The 18,864-nt window shown below is 34.8% G+C and carries 16 protein-coding genes and 1 pseudogene; 14 read left to right on the top strand and 3 right to left on the bottom strand.

The window, feature by feature from the left end:
* Positions 1 to 17 precede the first annotated feature (17 nt).
* The 7 genes and pseudogenes from D2K62_RS06655 (at position 18) to D2K62_RS06625 (ending at position 7,713) form a co-directional block, all read left to right on the top strand.
* On the top strand, positions 18 to 236 hold the full coding sequence (locus D2K62_RS06655) for a hypothetical protein (RefSeq protein ID WP_112179895.1): 219 nt from the start codon (positions 18 to 20) through the stop codon (positions 234 to 236).
* Positions 237 to 427: 191 nt separating this feature from the next.
* A complete protein-coding gene (locus D2K62_RS06650; RefSeq protein ID WP_157967846.1) occupies positions 428 to 2,083 on the top strand; it encodes a PucR family transcriptional regulator in 1,656 nt (551 codons plus the stop codon).
* Positions 2,084 to 2,252: 169 nt separating this feature from the next.
* Positions 2,253 to 3,716, top strand: coding sequence for a CoA-acylating methylmalonate-semialdehyde dehydrogenase (locus D2K62_RS06645; RefSeq protein ID WP_117161124.1), 1,464 nt, complete (start codon positions 2,253 to 2,255; stop codon positions 3,714 to 3,716).
* Between the two features lie 18 nt (positions 3,717 to 3,734).
* A pseudogene (locus D2K62_RS06640) lies at positions 3,735 to 5,079 on the top strand (aminotransferase).
* 29 nt (positions 5,080 to 5,108) lie between these two features.
* Positions 5,109 to 6,233 carry an alanine dehydrogenase gene (ald, locus tag D2K62_RS06635; RefSeq protein WP_112179899.1) on the top strand — a complete coding sequence of 375 codons (1,125 nt, stop codon included), beginning with the start codon at positions 5,109 to 5,111 and terminating at the stop codon, positions 6,231 to 6,233.
* A 193-nt stretch (positions 6,234 to 6,426) separates the two neighbouring features.
* The gene (locus tag D2K62_RS06630; protein WP_112179900.1) at positions 6,427 to 6,621 is read left to right on the top strand and encodes a YwbE family protein; all 195 of its coding nucleotides are present in this window, start codon (positions 6,427 to 6,429) and stop codon (positions 6,619 to 6,621) included.
* Positions 6,622 to 6,741: 120 nt separating this feature from the next.
* Positions 6,742 to 7,713 carry a glycosyltransferase gene (locus D2K62_RS06625; RefSeq protein WP_112179901.1) on the top strand — a complete coding sequence of 324 codons (972 nt, stop codon included), beginning with the start codon at positions 6,742 to 6,744 and terminating at the stop codon, positions 7,711 to 7,713.
* A 146-nt stretch (positions 7,714 to 7,859) separates the two neighbouring features.
* Here the strand turns inward: D2K62_RS06625 and D2K62_RS06620 are convergent, their stop codons facing one another.
* A complete protein-coding gene (locus D2K62_RS06620; protein WP_112179902.1) occupies positions 7,860 to 8,771 on the bottom strand; it encodes a DMT family transporter in 912 nt (303 codons plus the stop codon).
* 232 nt (positions 8,772 to 9,003) lie between these two features.
* Here D2K62_RS06620 and D2K62_RS06615 point away from each other — a divergent pair, with 232 nt between their 5' ends.
* On the top strand, positions 9,004 to 11,007 hold the full coding sequence (locus D2K62_RS06615) for a carbohydrate-binding domain-containing protein (RefSeq protein ID WP_112179903.1): 2,004 nt from the start codon (positions 9,004 to 9,006) through the stop codon (positions 11,005 to 11,007).
* Positions 11,008 to 11,043: 36 nt separating this feature from the next.
* Here the strand turns inward: D2K62_RS06615 and D2K62_RS06610 are convergent, their stop codons facing one another.
* On the bottom strand, positions 11,044 to 11,721 hold the full coding sequence (locus D2K62_RS06610; RefSeq protein WP_112179904.1) for a CPBP family intramembrane glutamic endopeptidase: 678 nt from the start codon (positions 11,719 to 11,721) through the stop codon (positions 11,044 to 11,046).
* Between the two features lie 202 nt (positions 11,722 to 11,923).
* Here D2K62_RS06610 and D2K62_RS06605 point away from each other — a divergent pair, with 202 nt between their 5' ends.
* The 5 genes from D2K62_RS06605 to D2K62_RS06585 are packed head-to-tail and all read left to right on the top strand — an operon-like array spanning position 11,924 to position 16,924.
* A complete protein-coding gene (locus tag D2K62_RS06605; RefSeq protein WP_112179905.1) occupies positions 11,924 to 12,859 on the top strand; it encodes a DUF7847 domain-containing protein in 936 nt (311 codons plus the stop codon).
* Positions 12,860 to 12,888: 29 nt separating this feature from the next.
* The gene (locus D2K62_RS06600) at positions 12,889 to 13,548 is read left to right on the top strand and encodes a DUF4129 domain-containing protein (RefSeq protein WP_117161123.1); all 660 of its coding nucleotides are present in this window, start codon (positions 12,889 to 12,891) and stop codon (positions 13,546 to 13,548) included.
* A gap of 7 nt (positions 13,549 to 13,555) precedes the next feature.
* On the top strand, positions 13,556 to 14,692 hold the full coding sequence (locus tag D2K62_RS06595) for a DUF4350 domain-containing protein (protein ID WP_112179907.1): 1,137 nt from the start codon (positions 13,556 to 13,558) through the stop codon (positions 14,690 to 14,692).
* Positions 14,689 to 15,618 carry an AAA family ATPase gene (locus tag D2K62_RS06590; RefSeq protein WP_112179908.1) on the top strand — a complete coding sequence of 310 codons (930 nt, stop codon included), beginning with the start codon at positions 14,689 to 14,691 and terminating at the stop codon, positions 15,616 to 15,618. The genes D2K62_RS06595 and D2K62_RS06590 overlap by 4 nt, the downstream gene beginning before the upstream one ends.
* Positions 15,572 to 16,924 (top strand): DUF58 domain-containing protein, encoded by a 1,353-nt coding sequence (locus tag D2K62_RS06585; protein WP_112179909.1) that lies wholly within the window; start codon positions 15,572 to 15,574, stop codon positions 16,922 to 16,924. The genes D2K62_RS06590 and D2K62_RS06585 overlap by 47 nt, the downstream gene beginning before the upstream one ends.
* On the opposite strand, the gene D2K62_RS06580 is transcribed toward D2K62_RS06585, so the two are convergent.
* A complete protein-coding gene (locus tag D2K62_RS06580) occupies positions 16,921 to 17,883 on the bottom strand; it encodes a stage II sporulation protein M (RefSeq protein WP_117161122.1) in 963 nt (320 codons plus the stop codon). The genes D2K62_RS06585 and D2K62_RS06580 overlap by 4 nt on opposite strands.
* Before the next feature lie 106 nt (positions 17,884 to 17,989).
* Between D2K62_RS06580 and D2K62_RS06575 the strand changes: the two genes are divergently transcribed.
* Positions 17,990 to 18,802 carry an RDD family protein gene (locus D2K62_RS06575; RefSeq protein ID WP_112179911.1) on the top strand — a complete coding sequence of 271 codons (813 nt, stop codon included), beginning with the start codon at positions 17,990 to 17,992 and terminating at the stop codon, positions 18,800 to 18,802.
* Positions 18,803 to 18,864 lie beyond the last annotated feature (62 nt).

Here is an 18,864-nt window from a genome sequence, read left to right as displayed (position 1 = left end):
GAAGGGGGTGTTCCTTTTTGTCAGAGTATGAAGAATTTGCTAAAGAAAGAGAGACAATTGACGATTTGTTAAAAAAAGGATATGTCATACTGGGTTTAAAAGATAATTTAGATGGAGCAATGGTTGTTTTTGAAAAAGAGAAAGAAACGCCTGAAAAACTACATGTATTTATGGCTGATACTCGAAAATATGTTTCTAACTTGATTTTTGGGTATCAGCAGATGCCTAAAATATGACTTGTAAAAAAGTTTCGGAGAATAGTAGTTATTCTCTGAAACTTTTTTTATATAGGCAGATTACCTTACAAATCAATCGTAGTCATCTGGAATAAATGTTACAGTAGTACAAAGCTAATAACTGCGATTTAGGCAGGGATATACGTTCTGCAGTTAATCAAAATCAACGATTCGGTGTGGGGGGATTATTATTGGGCTCATTTCAATTAACTGTTAGAGATGTCTTGCAGCATAAGTGTTTTAAGAATGCGAAGGTAATAGCTGGTGAAGATGGACTTGATAATGTTATTCGTTGGGTTCATATTATGGAGGTAACAAATTTTGAAGAATTATTAAATGGTTCTGAACTCATTCTTTCTACAGGTATAGGATGGAAGGATTTTAAAAAAACAAGTGTTGATTACTTGGAACGATTAATTAGAGCTAATGTTTCAGGTCTTTGTATTGAACTTGTAAAGTATGCAAACGAAATACCAGAGAAAATGATTGAACTTGCTAATAAGCATAATATGCCAATTATCGTTTTTTATCAAGAAGTACGGTTTATTGATATAACGCAAGATATTAATACAGAGCTAATGAATAATCAATATAAGATTTTATCTGATTTAGAAGAGTTTTCGAGAAAACTTAACTATACCATGTTGTTACCTAATGCTTTCAAACGTGTGTTGAAACTGATAAATCAATACTTAAATGTACAGGTGATTTATCTAGCGAAAAACACAGAAGAAACTATTTTTGTTCCTTTGCAACATGAAATGGAACAAATAAAATTAATAGAAACAGTGAAAAATTTCAAGGAAAAAAGACTCGTCAATCGAAATAAACAATTTATTGCAGCTAATGGCTCCTATGTTGGTCAACCTGTGCAAGCGCTCGATCATAAGTTTGCTGACTTAGTTATTTTTCCGAAATATAAGAATGCTACTGAGTATGAATTACTTGTTTTAGATCGATGTGCAAATGCTATTTCTCAAGATTTGGTTCGGATATTTTACATGGAAGAACAAAGAAAACAAAAGGAACAGCAATGGGTTTATGAATGGCTGAATGGCGAATATCACGCCGAAGAAATACAACAATATATATCTTCTCTAGATTCTACTTTAAAACCTAACGGTGCTACAGTATGTATTTGTCGATTAAATCAAGTACTTGATGACTCCAAACACTCCTATTTTTTAGCCATCCTTAGAAATGTATTACAAAGTCACGGCTATTTCCTGATATCACTATATGACCATAAGCAGTTTACACTTATTTTTATTAATCAACGTTCCTTAACGGATTGGAAGGAGAGATTGAAAAAAGCTTTGAATCATGTTAATCAAATGAATTTATATGAGATAGAGGCATCTAACCATGCGCTATTTGGCGTTGGTAAGATGATCGTAGACCTTGAAAAAATTCAAGAAAGTTATGACACAGCAAAAGAAGCGCTCCTAATTCAAAATCAAGCAAAACTCAGTGATGAGATTTTTTATGAGGATTTACATATTTATCGGCTAGTTTCAAGTTTAAGTAAAACAATTAACTTACATGATTATATTAATGAATATATCGGGACTGTTATAGAATATGATCAGATGCATAATAGTGAGTTACTCTATACTTTACGAGTATTTTTGGAATCTAATGGGTCAAAAAATGATGCAGCAAAACGCTTATTTGTAGTGAGACAAACGTTATACCATCGCCTAGATAAATTGAAAGAGTTATTAGGTGAGGATTTCATGGATGCTTCTAAGCGATCAACAATCGAATTTTCTCTTCATGCACATCGCTATATGAATCCACCTAAAAAAATTGTTGAAACTACATCGATTAATGCTATTGAAAATTAAAAACATTAACTGAGATTGTGTTTAAAGACACGGTCTTTTTTTTGCGTTCAACAGCACATTATAATTGTGAAATAGATTCTTAAAACCTTTAACGCTTTGTCTAATGATATAGGTATTTGAAAAAATCTATAATAGATGTAATCAGATAATATCTAAGGAGGATGCACATATGTCATTGCTTCAACAAAACCTAGCAACAATAAAAAACTTTGTAGGCGGTAGTTGGATAGATTCGACTACGAGTGATTACCAGGAGGTAATTGACCCCTCTAATGGAAATGGCATCGCAAAGGTTCCTATTTCAACAGAAACAGATATTAATAACGCGGTAGAGATAGCTCATAAAGCTTTCAATAAATGGAGAAAGGTTTCTGTACCTAAAAGAGCGCGGATTCTATTTAAATATCATGAACTGCTAACAAAAAATCATCAACAATTGGCTGAACTAGTCTCAAAAGAAAATGGAAAGAGTTATAAAGAGGCATACGGAGAAGTGTTGCGTGGCATTGAATGTGTTGAATTTGCAACTGGAGCTCCTTCATTAATGATGGGAGAGAATTTATCTACAATTGCAACGGATATAGATTCTCAATTTTTTCGTTATCCGATAGGTGTAGTGGGTGGTATCTCGCCCTTTAATTTTCCCATGATGGTACCGTGCTGGATGTTTCCATTAGCAATTGCGTGTGGGAACACATTTATTTTGAAACCATCGGAAAGAACGCCGCTACTCGCAAATAAATTAGCAGAGTTGTTACAAGAAGCTGGCTTGCCTGATGGGGTATTTAATATTGTTCATGGTGCACATGATGTTGTAAATGGGTTAATTGAGCATGAGCAAATAAAAGCTATATCATTTGTAGGATCTGAGCCAGTAGCGAAATACGTCTATAAAAAGGCAGCAGCTAACGGCAAACGTGTTCAGGCTCTAGCTGGTGCTAAAAATCATCATATCGTTATGCCTGATGCAGATAGGAAAATTGCAATTCAACATATAATAAGCTCTGCATATGGAAGCGCAGGACAACGTTGTATGGCATGTAGTGCCGTAGTTGCTGTTGGTGAAAATGCTGATGCATTTATGGAAGCATTTAAAGCTGAAGTTGACCAAGTGAAAATGGGTAATGGCATGGATGAAGAAGTTACGTTAACACCGATTATAAGTAAAGAGAGCGTAAAAAATGCGCTTAGCTACATTGATAAAGGAATTGATGAAGATGCTGTTTTACTACGTGATGGAAGAAAAGAAATGGAATTATTCTCTGAAGGGAATTTCTTAGGTCCAACTATCTTTGATTACGTAAAGCCAGAGATGGCCATAGCAAAAGATGAAATTTTCGCACCCATTGTAAGTGTAATGAGAGCGGCTGATTTGGATGAAGCTTTAGAAATCGTAAATAACTCGCGATTTGGAAATTCCGCTACTATTTATACGGATAGCGCTAAGGCTGTAAGACAATTTAGAGAGGATGCAGAGCCAGGTATGTTGGGTGTGAATATTGGTGTTCCTGCACCAATGGCCTTCTTTCCGTTTTCAGGTTGGAAGAATTCATTCTTTGGGGACTTACATGTTAACGGTAAAGACGGCGTTTCATTTTACACACGAAAAAAAATGATTACTTCTAGATTCTAATAGAATGGAGTGAAGAAAATGGTCATAAGTCAAGAAGAAGATCTCTTGCAGAAAGATACCAAAAATGTTTGGCACTCCATGAAAAAGTATGCACCAGAGTCTACCATGATCATTAAAGAAGCAAAGGGATCTTGGATAACAGATGTTGACGGTAAACGTTACATGGATGCAATGAGTGGATTGTGGTGTGTAAATGTTGGTTATGGAAGAGAAGAATTGGCAAAAGCAGCGTATGAACAAATGGTCGATCTTCCTTATTATCCACTGACACAAAGTCATTTACCAGCTATTAAGCTGGCTGAAAAATTAAATGAATGGCTTGATGATGACTATGTTTTTTTCTTCTCCAATAGTGGTTCGGAAGCAAATGAAGCTGCCTTTAAGATAGTCAGGCAGTATCATCATCAAAACAACCAGACAGAACGTTATAAATTTATTTCACGTTACCGCGCTTATCACGGTAATACAATGGGCGCGCTAGCAGCTACTGGTCAAGCTGCTCGAAAATTCCGCTATGAACCACTTGCACAAGGTTTTTTACATGTTGCGCCACCAGACTGTTACCGTAGTTCTCATGCTCCAGATGGTACATGTTGTGCAGAAAGTGCAAAAGAGATTGATCGTGTTATGACTTGGGAGTTTGATAAGACTATTGCTGGTGTTATTATGGAACCGATTATAACCGGTGGAGGGGGTATTGATTCCTCATGACAATTATTTAAAAGAAGTTCGAAAGATTTGTGATGATCATGGTGCATTATTAATTATAGATGAAGTAATCAATGGATTCGGCAGAACTGGGGCTCCATTTGGATTTATGAACTATGGGATTAAACCAGACATTATCACAATGGCGAAGGGTTTAACAAGCGCATATTTACCTTTGGCTGCAACGGCAGTTCGACGAGATATCTATGAGGCATTTAAAGGATCAGAAGAATATGATCATTTTCGTCATATCAATACATTCGGAGGGAATCCAGCGGCATGTGCTGTTGCTTTAAAAAATTTAGAAATTATCGAAAGGGAGCAGTTAGTAGAAAGGTCTAAAAAACTAGGTGAAAGATTAAAGTTAGAAATGGATGAATTAAATAATCATCCAAACGTAGGTGATGTTCGAATTAAAGGATTATTAATAGGAATTGAGCTAGTAGAAGATAAACAGACGAAAGTGCCAGTTCAACCTGAAGTTCTTCAAAGGGTAATTAAGAACTGTAAAGAAAGAGGGTTAATTATCGGGAAAAATGGGGATACAGTTGCTGGTTTTAATAACGTTATTACACTTAGTCCCCCACTCAGTATGACTGACGAAGATTTTGAGTTTATGGTCGTAACAGTAAAAGCCTGTATTTGGCTTATTTAATCAAATAGGATAATAAGGAGGCGGCACTCGTGGACATTGGTATCCCAAAAGAAATAAAGAACAATGAAAATAGAGTTGCTATAGTTCCATCAGGTGTGAGTCATTTTACAGAGTCAGGCCACGATGTTTTTGTTCAATCTGGAGCAGGTATAGGTTCTGGATTTACGGATGAAGACTATCAAAAAAATGGGGCAAACATAGTATGGACTGCTAAAGAAGCATGGGATCAGGAAATGGTTATGAAAGTTAAGGAGCCATTGCCTGAAGAGTATCCATTCTTTAAAGAAAACATGATCTTGTTTACTTATTTACACCTTGCAAATGAACCAGAATTAACAACCGCATTACTAAAACGAAAAGTAACTAGTATCGCCTATGAATCAATTCAACTGCTAAATGGCTCTTTACCATTACTTACACCAATGAGTGAAGTTGCAGGTAGAATGGCAACACAGATTGGTGCACAATTATTAGAAAAGATAAATGGTGGTAAAGGAATCTTGTTATCGGGTATTCCAGGTGTTAGTAGAGGGAAAGTTACCATTATTGGTGGGGGAGTTGTAGGTACCAATGCAGCTAAAATAGCAATCGGGCTTGGTGCAGGTGTAACTATACTAGACGTTAATCCAGAAAGATTAAGAGAATTAGATGATTTATTTGGTAACTCGGTTCAGACTATGATTTCTAATCCGATGACGATTGCCGAATCAGTTAAGCAAGCAGACCTAGTTATTGGTGCAGTACTGATACCAGGTTATAGAGCACCAATTATTATAACAGAAGACATGGTTAAGTCTATGAAAGAAGGAACTGTTATTGTTGATGTGGCAATCGATCAAGGAGGAATTGTTGAAACAATTGATCGCATAACAAATCACGATTCCCCGACATATATTAAACATGGTGTTGTGCATTATGCTGTTGCGAATATGCCTGGAGCTGTTCCTAGAACGGCTACGTTAGGACTAACAAATGTAACGACCCCATATGCAATAATGATTGCGAATCATGGTATAGAAAAACTAGTTTCAGCAAATCGAGTTTTATTGAACGGCATTAATACAATGGACGGATTTGTTACGAATCGCGCAATAGCTGAAGTCCATGGTTTAAAATATTATGAAGTGGCAGCATTAATGATGGAGTTAACGTAGTAGTCAAAGCTTTTTCACAAAACTAAAAGTAGAAATCAATTTAACAATTGCTTCTACTTTTAGTTTTGTTTATTTTTGGTCATATTGATAAAAATGAGTGAAAATTTCATAAACAGTTGTTTTTAAAGAGAAAAAGGGTGAGAATAAGGGTTAAATCAAAAACTATTGTAAAAGAAAAAGGAGATTCATTATTATGCCAGGCACGATTCGAAATAATATAAAAATAGGCGCAAAGGTTAGAGTTGTTCAAAAACAGGACCAGTCTTCGGGGAAACTTACTGAGGGCGTTGTTTCAAGATTGCTGACTAATTCGCAAACACATCCACATGGTATCAAAGTAAAATTAGAGAATGGGATCGTTGGTAGAGTAAAGGAAATAGTGTATTAATAGACTATAGTTTATACAAAGTCTCTGCATCTATAGATGTAGAGACTTTTTCTATATCCTATGTAACACTCTATTTATTTTTTCATAGGATATAGAAAAAGAAATAATGGAGTGAATCATATGGTCAATCAAGATAAGTCTAAATTAAAGTTATTAATCCTAATTAAGGATTTTGATAAAATATATCTTAAACATAAAATGAAGTATGAAATGATTCGGGCCTTAGAACAATTCGCAGATGTGTATTACTGGAAACGTGATGGAGATATCTTGGATATTATTAAACAGATCGGAGTTAGACCAGATTTCATTCTACATTATGATATAGGATGGGAGAATTTCTTTTCACCAAAAATAACGAATCTAGATAAAATTGATATTCCAAAAGGTTGTTATGTTATTGATACGCATTGGTATAAGAAAAAAAGAGTAGACTATTTTACTAGTAATAAAATTGACTTAATCTTCTCGGTTACGAAGGACTCCTTTCTAAAGCACTTTCCTACTTTTGAGTCAAAGTTTAGATGGACTCCCTTCTCTATTTCACCTGATGTATTTAAAGATTGGGAGCAGGAAAAGACAATTAAATTTCTACTTATGGGATTAGTATATGATGGAACACGTAGAAGTCCTGCTAAAGGTCAATACAAATTTAGAGAAGAAGTACAGAGGCAAATGGAGAAAGTGGAAGGTTTTAAATTCATTCGACATCCTGGTCATCGCACACGAAAAAATCACATGGTGAATGAAGGGTTTGCTAAAGAACTAAATAGAGCTGAAATTTTCTTTACCTGCGGAGGTGCTAGGCAATATCCTGTTATGAAGTTCTTTGAAGTACCTGGGTGTAGAACACTACTTCTAGCAGAACCAAACCCCGATATTTTAGAACTAGGATTTACCGATAAGGAAAACTTTATCGCTTGTGATTCTAATGACTTATATGAAAAAGCACTCTATTATAGTGAGAATGAAATAGAAAGAAACAAAATAACGGATAATGGTTACAACTTTATTCATCAATACCACACAAATGCAGTTCGAGCGAAGCAGTTTATTAATTTTATGGAAGAATTTATTGAGGAAGGCAAATAATTCGGAAAATGATTCTCACATTTATGGTCATGTCTATCTTCAAGGTAGCAGTGCCTTAAGGTTGTAAGATTATAATATTTTAATACCCTTTACTTAAGTAAAGGGTATTAAAATATTATAAAAAGTGTAATGTTTTTTCTGACTTTTTATTTTATTGGAGGAATACTGCCTATTTTCGGTTCTGTTGCTATCCATACTAAGCCTAATACAATAACAAAACCACCAACGATCTGTGTAGTTGATATAATTTCATTAAAGAATAAAACACCTGTAGTAGTAGCGGATGCAGGGACAAAATACCGAAAGAAATTCGATTTTGTAGCGCCAACGTTTTTCATGGAAAGATTCCAAATTACAAAGGCAAAAACCGTACAAAAAAGGACATTATAAATTATTGCACCAAAAGTTATAGGTGAGAGTTCACCCCACGGGATGCTATCCCATCGACCAATTGTAAATGGGATTAAAAATAACGAGCCAAACAATATATACCAAGTTGTTACACGCATTGGGGAGTACTTAATCATTAGAGGCATACAAGCTAAATTAAATAACGCACCTATCAAACTAATAAATAGAGCAAGTAGATTCCCAAACATATATTCTGAACTTAAGTCAAAACCAGCCTTTCCACCCAAAATAATAAGTGAGACACCTATTAGAGCAACAAAGCCACCAATTGCTAAACGCACTGTCATTTTTTCTCGAGTAAATAAGGGTGCAAACAGAGCTGCGAAAATAGGCCAAGGTGCCACATTTAATAAGGAAGCATTAGCAAGGGTCGTATATTTAATCGAATACATTAGAAGTAATTCGAGAGTAGTTACGCCAATAAACCCAATAATCGCGATTTTTATAAGATCTTTCTTCATTACACCTACACTGCCTTCAGTAAGTTTTAGAATTATAAATAAAAAAGGCAGTGCTAATCCAAAACGTAACAGTACAAAAATCTCTGCAGGAAAAATATCCATTGCCCAGCGTGAGATACCGAAATTAACTCCCCAAATAATAGCTACTAAAATAAGTCCTATGTAATAAATTAGTTTTGATTGCACTGTAAATACCACCTATTCGTCGATAATATAGCAATTTTAAAATGTAACCGCTGTATTTTATTATATCAGTTGTTGCTTTAAAGAGTGTAATAAGAATAAGATTGTTTAAAAATATAAATTCCCATGTTGTAGAAAAAATTACATTTGTTAAGTTTTCTTTAAGCTTTTATATGTATTATCAGCTTAAGATAACAGGTCAAAAGAAATAATATGTAATGAGGGAGTTTTATAAATGAGCAAAATATCTAGATACATTAAATTATTTATTATTTCAATATGTGCAATGGTTTTGTTTGCGTGTAGTAATGATAATACATCTGAAACGGAAAGTAGCACAGAAACAGAAGTTGCAAGTGCTGTTGTGACGGAAAACGTGAGTGATTTGGTTAGCTATGATGACGATGATTACTTAACTGAATGGGATGAGGATGACGCAACATATATCGAATTAGATGGTAGTGAAATCCAAGCAGAAGGCGATGTTATCATTTCAGATGGATCGATAACGATAAAAACATCTGGAACTTATGTAGTCAGTGGTGAGCTAACTGATGGACAGATCATTGTTGATGCAGAAGATGAGGGTACAGTTCACTTAGTGCTAAACGGTGTAAATATTACGGATTCCAATAGCGCACCTATTTATGTGAAGCAGGCACAAAAAACGATTCTAACCATTCAAGAAGGTACAGAAAATGTGGTGACTGATGGTACAGAATATGTTTATGATGATGAAGAAGCAGAAGAACCAAATGCTGCAATATTTAGTAACGATGATTTAACAATTAATGGTACTGGGACATTGTCGGTACAAGCTAATTTCAATAATGGTATTACGAGTAAGGATGAATTAAAAATTGTTGAAGGTACTATTGATATTGTAGCAGCAGATGATGGATTAATGGGAAGAGATCTATTAGCAATCAAGGATGGTAGTTTTACGATTGATGCTGCCGGTGATGGTCTAAAATCAACACAGGATGAAGATGAAGAAAAGGGTAATATTGTAATCGAAAATGGAACGTTTGATGTTATATCTGGTAGTGACGGTATTCAAGCAATCAATTCCCTCTATATTGTTGATGGTACCTATAATTTTGTTTCTGGTGAAGGTAGCCCAGATACAATTGAAACAGGTGGCGGTATGGAACAAGCTTGGGGTGAAGAGGCAGCAACTACAACAACAGAAACAGAAGAACCAAGTACAAAAGGTATTAAAGCAACGGTTGATATTACAATAATTGGCGGAACATTTACAATGGATACACTAGATGATGCTGTGCATAGTAATGGAAGTGTTACGATCGCGGACGGTTCGTTTACTATTGCAACTGGCGATGACGGGGTGCATGCTGACTCAACAATTGACATATTAAATGGAACGATAAATATTACAAAAAGTTATGAAGGCATTGAGAGCAATATTATAACCATAGAAGATGGCGAAATTAACGTGGTAGCAAGTGATGATGGAATTAACATTGCTGGCGGTGACGCTGCAGCAACAGTAGAAGGTTACTCTGAATCAGAGGCTAATGGTTTAAATATCAATGGTGGATTTATAACAGTAGATGCTGAAGGTGATGGTTTAGATGCCAATGGATCCATTTATATGTCTGCTGGAACGGTGATCGTTAACGGTTCAACTAATGGTGGGAATGGTTCGCTTGATTATGATGGAGAATTTGAAATAACTGGTGGAACTCTCGTTGCAAGTGGTAGCTCGGCTATGGCGTTAGCAACTTCTGACTCATCCACGCAGAATGCGATAATGATGACTTATACGGAAACACAAGTTGCTGGTACAACAGTACATTTAGAGGATGAATCTGGAAATATAATCGTAACGTACACACCAAGTAAGGATTACCAAACTGTACTCATTAGCAGTAAAGATCTAGAGACAGACACAAGTTATACTTTATATACTGGTGGCTCCTCGACGGGTACTAATATTGGCGGTTTGATAACTGATGGTGATAACTATCAAGATGGTGAAGAGGTTGTAACTTTCACCCCAACAGAGACGGTTCAATGGATTGATGAATCGGGTACGACAACTGCTGGAAGCACTGGTGGTATGGGTAATATGGGCGGTAGGGGAGGAGCCGCCGGAGAGAGACCAGAAGGAGATTTTGGTGTGCCCCCTGAAGATGGAATGGAAAGAGGAGAAATGCCAGAAGGTGGATTTAATCCAAATGACACCAGTGAAACGGAAGAGAATACAGAAAGTTAAAAAACAGAAAAAGCCGCTGATAGCGGCTTTTTTCGTTTAAATAATCCCAAACAAGATAAAACCAATTGTATTAATGGCTAAGTTAGCACTTAAGTGAATCATCCATGAAGGATAGATAGTCTTGCTTTTTTCATTTACCCAATTGAATAGTAATCCTGCAATAAATAAACTAATAATTATCAAGATAAATAACAAAGGGGAGAACCAGCTTGTCATTATGGAAACGTGATATAGAGAGAATGCTCCAGCACTAAATACGTAAGCAACCTTTCTACTAGTAACACCTTTAAGTGATAAAAAAGCAAACCCTCGAAAGAAAAATTCTTCTAAAAGTGAATTAATAATAGATATGTAAAGGGCAACAAAAATAAAATTCGATTTTGATACGCCAATGTTGTTCTCTAAGGTTGCAGTTATATTTGAAAAATCAAAATAAGGACCGATGAGTAAATAGCTTCCGAAAATAAAACAATAAACTCCTATTGCTAATAGTATCGGGAATAGTGTCTGTCCCTTCTTTAACTGAAACAGCTTGCAAAAAGATGTATTTTTATCAATTAACGCATAACTGGCAGGGATAAGAAAAAATAGAATAAGTTTAATAGCAGATTTTATTGCGTAAATAGGTGATAGAACACTATCTATCCAAGCCATTATTAAACAGCCTAGAATAACAAGAATGAATATGGAAATTATGCTTTTATTTCTTTCCATGAGAAAAACCTTCTTTAATCTACGGATTTTATAAAGAATATAAATTCAATTTTATCATGTTACCAATATCCTTCATAATAGCTTGTGAAAATATAGTATCACAATCTTTTTTATAATAAATAATTTTCAATTTTAATGATATTACAGACAGATTAATGATAATATGGTTAATATATGCATTTTTAAAAGGAGGTAATGTAACATGAAGACAACATTTAATAACAAACCAAAAGGATTTGGAGAAATTCTTGATCTAACATTCCGAATTATCAAGAACCACTTTTCAAGTCTATTTCTCATTATGATTATATTCATGGGTCCAGTATTTCTTCTTCAGGCGATTAGTCAATTAATTGGTGGGAGAAATTTTTTTAGAGAGTTAGAGACTGGTGGAAATGTATTTGACCAGATTCTTAATTCGTACACGCAAACTGCTCAAGAAGTACCAATAGTAGAGAGTATGGGTACTATATTTATAGGATTACTTGCTATTTTATTCTATCCAGTTGCCTATGCAGCTATTATTATTTTAGTTAAGCGAATTAAAAACGATGAAGCTTATACAGTTGGTTCAGTAATAAGATCTGCATTCACACGTTTTTGGCCACTTTTATGGAGTACCTTATTGATTGGATTAATTGTTTTCGCAATTGTATTTATTCCACTCGTGATAGTTATTTCAATTTTAGCTGGTGTTGCATTTTTTGATCCAACTACTGGTATAGCGCCATTTATTGTTGCGTTAATATTATTTATTATTGTACTAATAGGTATGGGTATCGGACTTGGTTTATTATTTACTAAATGGAGCTTTTACTTGCCAGCTGTAGTCTTCGATAGAGTTGCACCAGGTTTATCGAAAAGTTGGATGTTAACAAAAAATAGAACATGGAAACTATTTGGTTTATATGTTGTACTGAGCTTAATTATAGCTGGTATTTCTATTGCAATTGAAATTCCTGCAAGTTTTTTGGGGATGAGTGTGCTATATAGTATTATCATAAATTTAGCAACATTAATTACATCAATTATCTTTACAGTAGGTTATGCTGTTATGTATTTTGATGCCGAAACACGCAATACAGCTGGTGATTTGAAAGATATGATCGATGAGTATCAAGATGATGTTGATCAATAAGGCAATTGTAATCAGTTAGGGTGAGAAAAATGACAAATGTGAAACAAGCTAAAGATTCGATAGAAGAGATTTTGAGCCAACAAGAATATCAAGTTTATTATGAGGACAATAGGAATTTTATTCAAGTTTTGTGGGATGAAATTAAAGATTGGATTGAAGAGTTATTATCAAATTGGTTTTCAACCCTTCAGCCTACAAGCAGTATTGGTGATGCACTCATAATATTAGCATTACTTGTTGTTGTAATTCTTGTGTTGTTAGTTATCTTCTTATTAAGTCGAAATTGGGTTAGAAAGAAACGTTTAAACTACCGTCAACCACTACATCAGTTAAATGAGAAAAATTGGTTAAGTCATGATCATTTAAAGGAAGCGAATCGATTAGAGCAGAAAAAAGTATATAGTGAAGCGACACGTCATCTTTTTTTAACCTTTCTCTTGGTATTACATGAGAAAGAATGGTTGCAAGCCCGGATGTGGAAGACGAATTGGGAATATCACGATGAATTAAGACTGATCAAAAGTGATCTTGCAGATGATTTCTATCAGTTAGCTCTGTTCTTTGAAGAGGTAACATATGGAGAATATAATATTGAAGAAAAGGATTATCAGATCTATCGTGAACAAATTGAAAAATGGTTAGCCGAACTAAAGTCTATTAATTCATCAATAGAAAGAGAAGAGGGGTGAAGATAGCATGCCACAAGGGTATACACAACGGAATATTTGGATTTGGCTTGTTAGTCTGCTCGTTCTTTTTATTCTATTAAGTTTCTTTTTATTTAAAGAAGGTCCAGAAGAATATCCGGCTTATATTTCTGAGTCGCCAGCTCCAATGGGAACAAAAGCATTTTATACGTACTTGAACCAAGAGGGGTTCGATGCAGAACGTTGGATAAATTCACCAGAATCGCTTGCGCAAACTGAAGAAAACGAGCTTTTATTTATGATAGCCCCCCCTTTGTTTGCTGATGAAGTAGAACAGGAAAGCTATCAGACATATATGGAGGCTGGTAATACGATTGTTTTGTTAAGACAAAATCCAGATGGTATGTTTGATCTTGATACATCTTACATAGAAGGTGAATTAACTGAGGAATCTACAACACTTAATGGTATTGGAACATACGAAGCGCTTCTGCAGTCTCCTTTTAGAGTGAAAACAAAAGACGATGATAATGTGTTACTAATGGATGAGGAAGGCGAAGCAATCGCTATTGAACGCGATTATGGTAAAGGTAAATTAATTGTTATTACAGAACCTAATTGGTTAACGAATGAAACAATAACAGAGAACGAACATGTTGATATCGTGTTAAATCTTGTTGATGTTTCTACTTATTCATCAATTAAATTTGATGAGTATGTTCATGGAGCAGGAGAACGAATTTCTATCTTCACATTATATCCTCGTTGGCTTTTAACTTTTACAGTTGAATTAATCATATTGACCCTTTTATGGTTATGGTTAAAAGGTAAACGCTTTGGTCCAGTCATCGAGCCACGTGAAGCGACTGTGCGTTTTAGTGATGAGCGTCTAAAAGCGTTAGCGATTTGGTACATCAAAGGAAAAAGGTATCAAGATGCATTAAGCGTTCAAGCAAGTTACAATAAACAATTGCTACAAGAGAGATATGGAATCCCTTATCGAAAAAGTTGGGAAGATAGTATAGATGCGATTCATCGAGCCTTAACAGATATGTCTAGAAAAGAAATAGAAACGTATATTAACGGATTAAATGAAATCTTGGTAAAAGAGAAAATAACGAAACAAGAGTTTGTAGCTTGGTCTCAAAAAAACGATCGCATACGGAAAGAGGTGGAGGAAGGATGAGAGAACAATTAACATCCTTATTAGAACAATATGAAGCTCGAATTATTGGGCAAAAAACAAATCTTCGACTATTACTAACAGCATTACTAGCTGGTGGTCATGTATTAATCGAGGGTGTTCCTGGAACAGGAAAAACACAAATGGTAAAAACGTTAGCTAAGCTTGTTGGGGGAGACTTTAACCGAATTCAGTTTACGCCAGACCTTCTTCCAAGTGATATAACTGGGAGTACTATTTATAATATGAAAGAAAGTACATTTCAAACGTTAAAGGGTCCTATATTTACAAATGTATTGTTGGCTGATGAGATAAACCGGACACCAGCAAAAACGCAAGCTGCTCTTTTAGAAGCAATGGAAGAACAACAAGTTACTATCCAGGGCGAAACCTATCCTTTGTCAGACATGTTTTTTGTTGCAGCTACCCAAAATCCAATTGAGTTTGAAGGGACATACCCTCTTCCAGAAGCACAACAAGACCGATTTTTATTTAAGTTATTAATTGATTTTCCAAGCTTAGAAGATGAAACAAATGTATTAAAACAGGTGATTGAAGCCCAAATAGAACCTGAAGTGGAATCGTCTATATTTACCCCTGAATCTTTACAAAAGGTAAAACAAGAAGTGAGAAAAATTGTTATACAAGACAGCATTGCTGATTATATTATGCGAGTTGTCCGAAAAACAAGAGAAGTGGAAGCAATTCAATTTGGGGCAAGTACACGTGCTGCTATTGCAATTGGTAAAACAGCACAAGCTTGGGCTTATTTAGCTGGAAGGGATTATGTAACACCGGATGATGTTAAGATTTTGGCGCGCCCAAGTTTACGTCATCGTGTACAATTATCTCCTTATGCAGAATTGGAGGGAACGAACCTTGATGAGATTATTCAAGAATTGGTGGGCTCGATTCCTGTTCCAAGATAGAGGCATTCTTCCAACGTTTAAACTGCTTTTCATTACACTTATTGTGGCAACAGTTATTACATTTTCAGCTATTTGGCAGGTATCTTGGATTTTTATTGGTATTGCTAACGGACTATTTCTGTTAACAACGTTGATTGATTTATTTTTCTCACCTAATCGAAACCAATTAGAAGCGACACGTGTCATTGCACAGGAAATGGAACGCTATGAAAATCAAAAAATAACGATTAAGATTGATAATCAAAGCAAGTTTTCTTGTAATGTACGTTTTGTTGATGGTATTCCAACATCTTTTCAAACAATTTTCCCGGTCGATCAATCAGTTGTTTCTGGTCAGAATGTTATAGATTATAACGTTTTTCCACTTGTAAGAGGAAGTTATAAAATTGATAAACTTTATCTGCGCTATAAAAGCTTATTTGGATTGTGGGAAAAACAAAAGACATTTAAACTTGAGGAAACAATCAAAGTCATACCGAATTTATCAGAAACAAAGCGATATCTAGCGAGTTCCCAACGCTATCTGTTGCATGAAGGGTTGAAAGTGCGTAAACAAAAAACCGGTGTCGGTGAATTTGCTAAAGTTAGAAATTACGTAGTAGGTGACGATCCAAGAAAGATTAATTGGAGGCAATCTGCTAAATTACAAGAAGTTATGACAAATGATTATGAGCCAGAACACGGAAAGTATGTAACAATTCTTATTGATTGTGGAAGAATGATGGGTATTGAGTTACAGCATGGTAATCGCTTAGAGAAGTCAATCGAAGCAGCGATTACTGTAGCTGCAGCAGCATTGAAGAATGGGGATTATGTAGCAGTTGTTGCTTTTTCAAAAGACATTAAAGCTTTTGTGCCAGCAGACAAAGGTTTGGCACATCTAGATGTTATCTTAAAAGCAATTTATCACGTTCAAGTAGATGCTAGTGAATCTAATTACGTAAATGTTTTACAATATTTGCAAACGGTTCAAAAGAAAAGAAGCTTGTTTCTATTATTTAGTGATGTTCGCACGTTCATCCATGAAGACCATACTTTATTGTTTGTTAAGCAAGTGCGAAAAAGGCATTTATTTATGATGATTGGTATTGAAGATGAGCTTTTAAATAGAAAGGTAAAAGCTCATCCGGAAACAGCTGTAATCGCAATGCAAAAAACGGTAGCACAGAAGAATGTACAATTCAAAAAACAACAAATGATTAAGTGGGAAAATCAAGGTATGATAATGCTAGAAGCCCCAGAAGACAGGTTAGCAGTTACAGCTGTTTCACATTATATTGAGCAATTAAATCGTGGTATGCTTTAGGTTGGGCGCTTCTGTAAAAAGAAGTGCCCAACCACCATATATAGAATAAAACCAATTAGTGTTAAAAGTGCAACTACATATTTTATCTCAAGTGATAAATCAGCAGGTGTTATAAATCCTTCAATAATACCAGCAAGAATAAAAATTGGGATTGTACCGAGTAAAAGTTGTACAGAGCGAATTGTTTGAATCTTCAATTGATAGAGTCTTGATAAATTACCGGGCACAAATAATTTATAGCCCATTAATAAGCCTGCTCCACCGGCGATAAAAATCGCTAGTAATTCAATGATGCCATGTGGAACAATATATGCCCAAAATATATATGAATTACCTGAATTCCAAAACAAGGCAGCAAGTGCACCAATAATAACGCCATTATATATTAAGAGATAAATGGTTAAAAGACCAAAAGTGATACCACCAGCAAAGGCGAGAATAGCGACGCGAATATTATTTGTCATAATCTCTGCTGACATTAATGAAGCATTTACTGAACCTACATTTTCTTCTAACTCACTCGGATCAGCAATACTTTGTGCCATATCATTAGGTAGAATACCGTTTATATGTAAGGGATTATCCAAAACAGATAAAAAGCTAGCTAATCCTCCAAAAAAGAATAACAACATTGCGATAACAATGGGTTTCCATTGATCAAGTAGCAAACCGACAAACTTTGTACTGAAGAAATAGTGTAACTGCTTCCAAGAAGATTGTTGCTTCTGATACAGAACGTTGTGTGCTTTAGAAACCATTCCATTTAGATAACCTGTTACTTCTTCATTTGGATAATAAGTTTGACAATACGATAGATTTTGTGCAGCTTTTTGATAAAGATGATCAAATTTATCAATAGTAGTACTTGTAATTTGGTTTCTTTTTTGTAAATCACTAGTTAATTGCTCAAGTTCTTGCCAATCTTTACGATGCTGCTGAATAAATTGTTTTAATTGCATGTAAACCACACCTACTTTTATAGAGATTGTATTATTTCTATTATATAAGCTATATAGTAAAATGAATAGCCTTTTGGAATAATTTTACTTGGAAGGAGCGAGAATTATGGAACAAGAACAAGTAAGTATAAAAACACCAGAATATGTTTCACTACAATTTTCAATCGCGGGATTAGGAAGTAGATCAGCAGCTTTTATAATAGATCAGTTATTTTTATTTCTATTGAATGGTTTAATCTTTCTAGGTTTATTTTTTTTGCTGGAATCTGATCTGGATCAAGATCTTATACTTTTATTTAATGGTTATGAAACATTCATTGCTGTTATAATCGTTATTATTTTTGTTTTAAACACGGGTTACTATTTATTTCTAGAATATTTTTGGGGCGGTCGTACGATAGGGAAAAAAATAATCGGCCTTCGAGTTATTCAAGACAATGGACACAGTATCACATTGCTTTCAAGTTTTATCCGAAATTTCCTGCGCATAATTGATTCGCTTCCAGCGGCTTATTTTGTTGGCATGTTACTCGTCTTTTTACATCCGAAACATAAACGGTTAGGTGATTTAGCTGCGGGTACAATTGTAGTTCATGAAAATATAACAAAACGTAAAAAGAAGAGAAAAAAATCGATTGAAAAGATAATATCTGCACGTGGTCTATCTAAAGAAAATCTTGTATTAGAAAGTTGGCAACAAAAAGCACTTGATCAAAAAGATTGGCATTTAATAAAGACCTTCTGTGAACGTTATGAAGGTTTGCCTATGCATGAAAAGTATCAACTTACCAACCAAGTGGCAACTATTATTTTCCCTAAAATAGATCGAACAGTTGATAACAAGGATACTGTTTATATAGAAAATACTTTATTTGTTTTATATCTATATATGAAAGACGAATGGGAATTTGAATTGTAAATGTTAATCTGTAAACAAGAAAAACCTATCTCTCAAGAAATTGAGAGATAGGTTTTTAGTTA

Source organism: Paraliobacillus sp. X-1268 (assembly GCF_003426095.1).
GTDB lineage: Bacteria > Bacillota > Bacilli > Bacillales > Amphibacillaceae > Paraliobacillus_A > Paraliobacillus_A zengyii.
The sequence above is the reverse complement of the archived record's forward strand: the minus strand, read 5'-3'. Positions and strand labels throughout refer to the sequence as shown.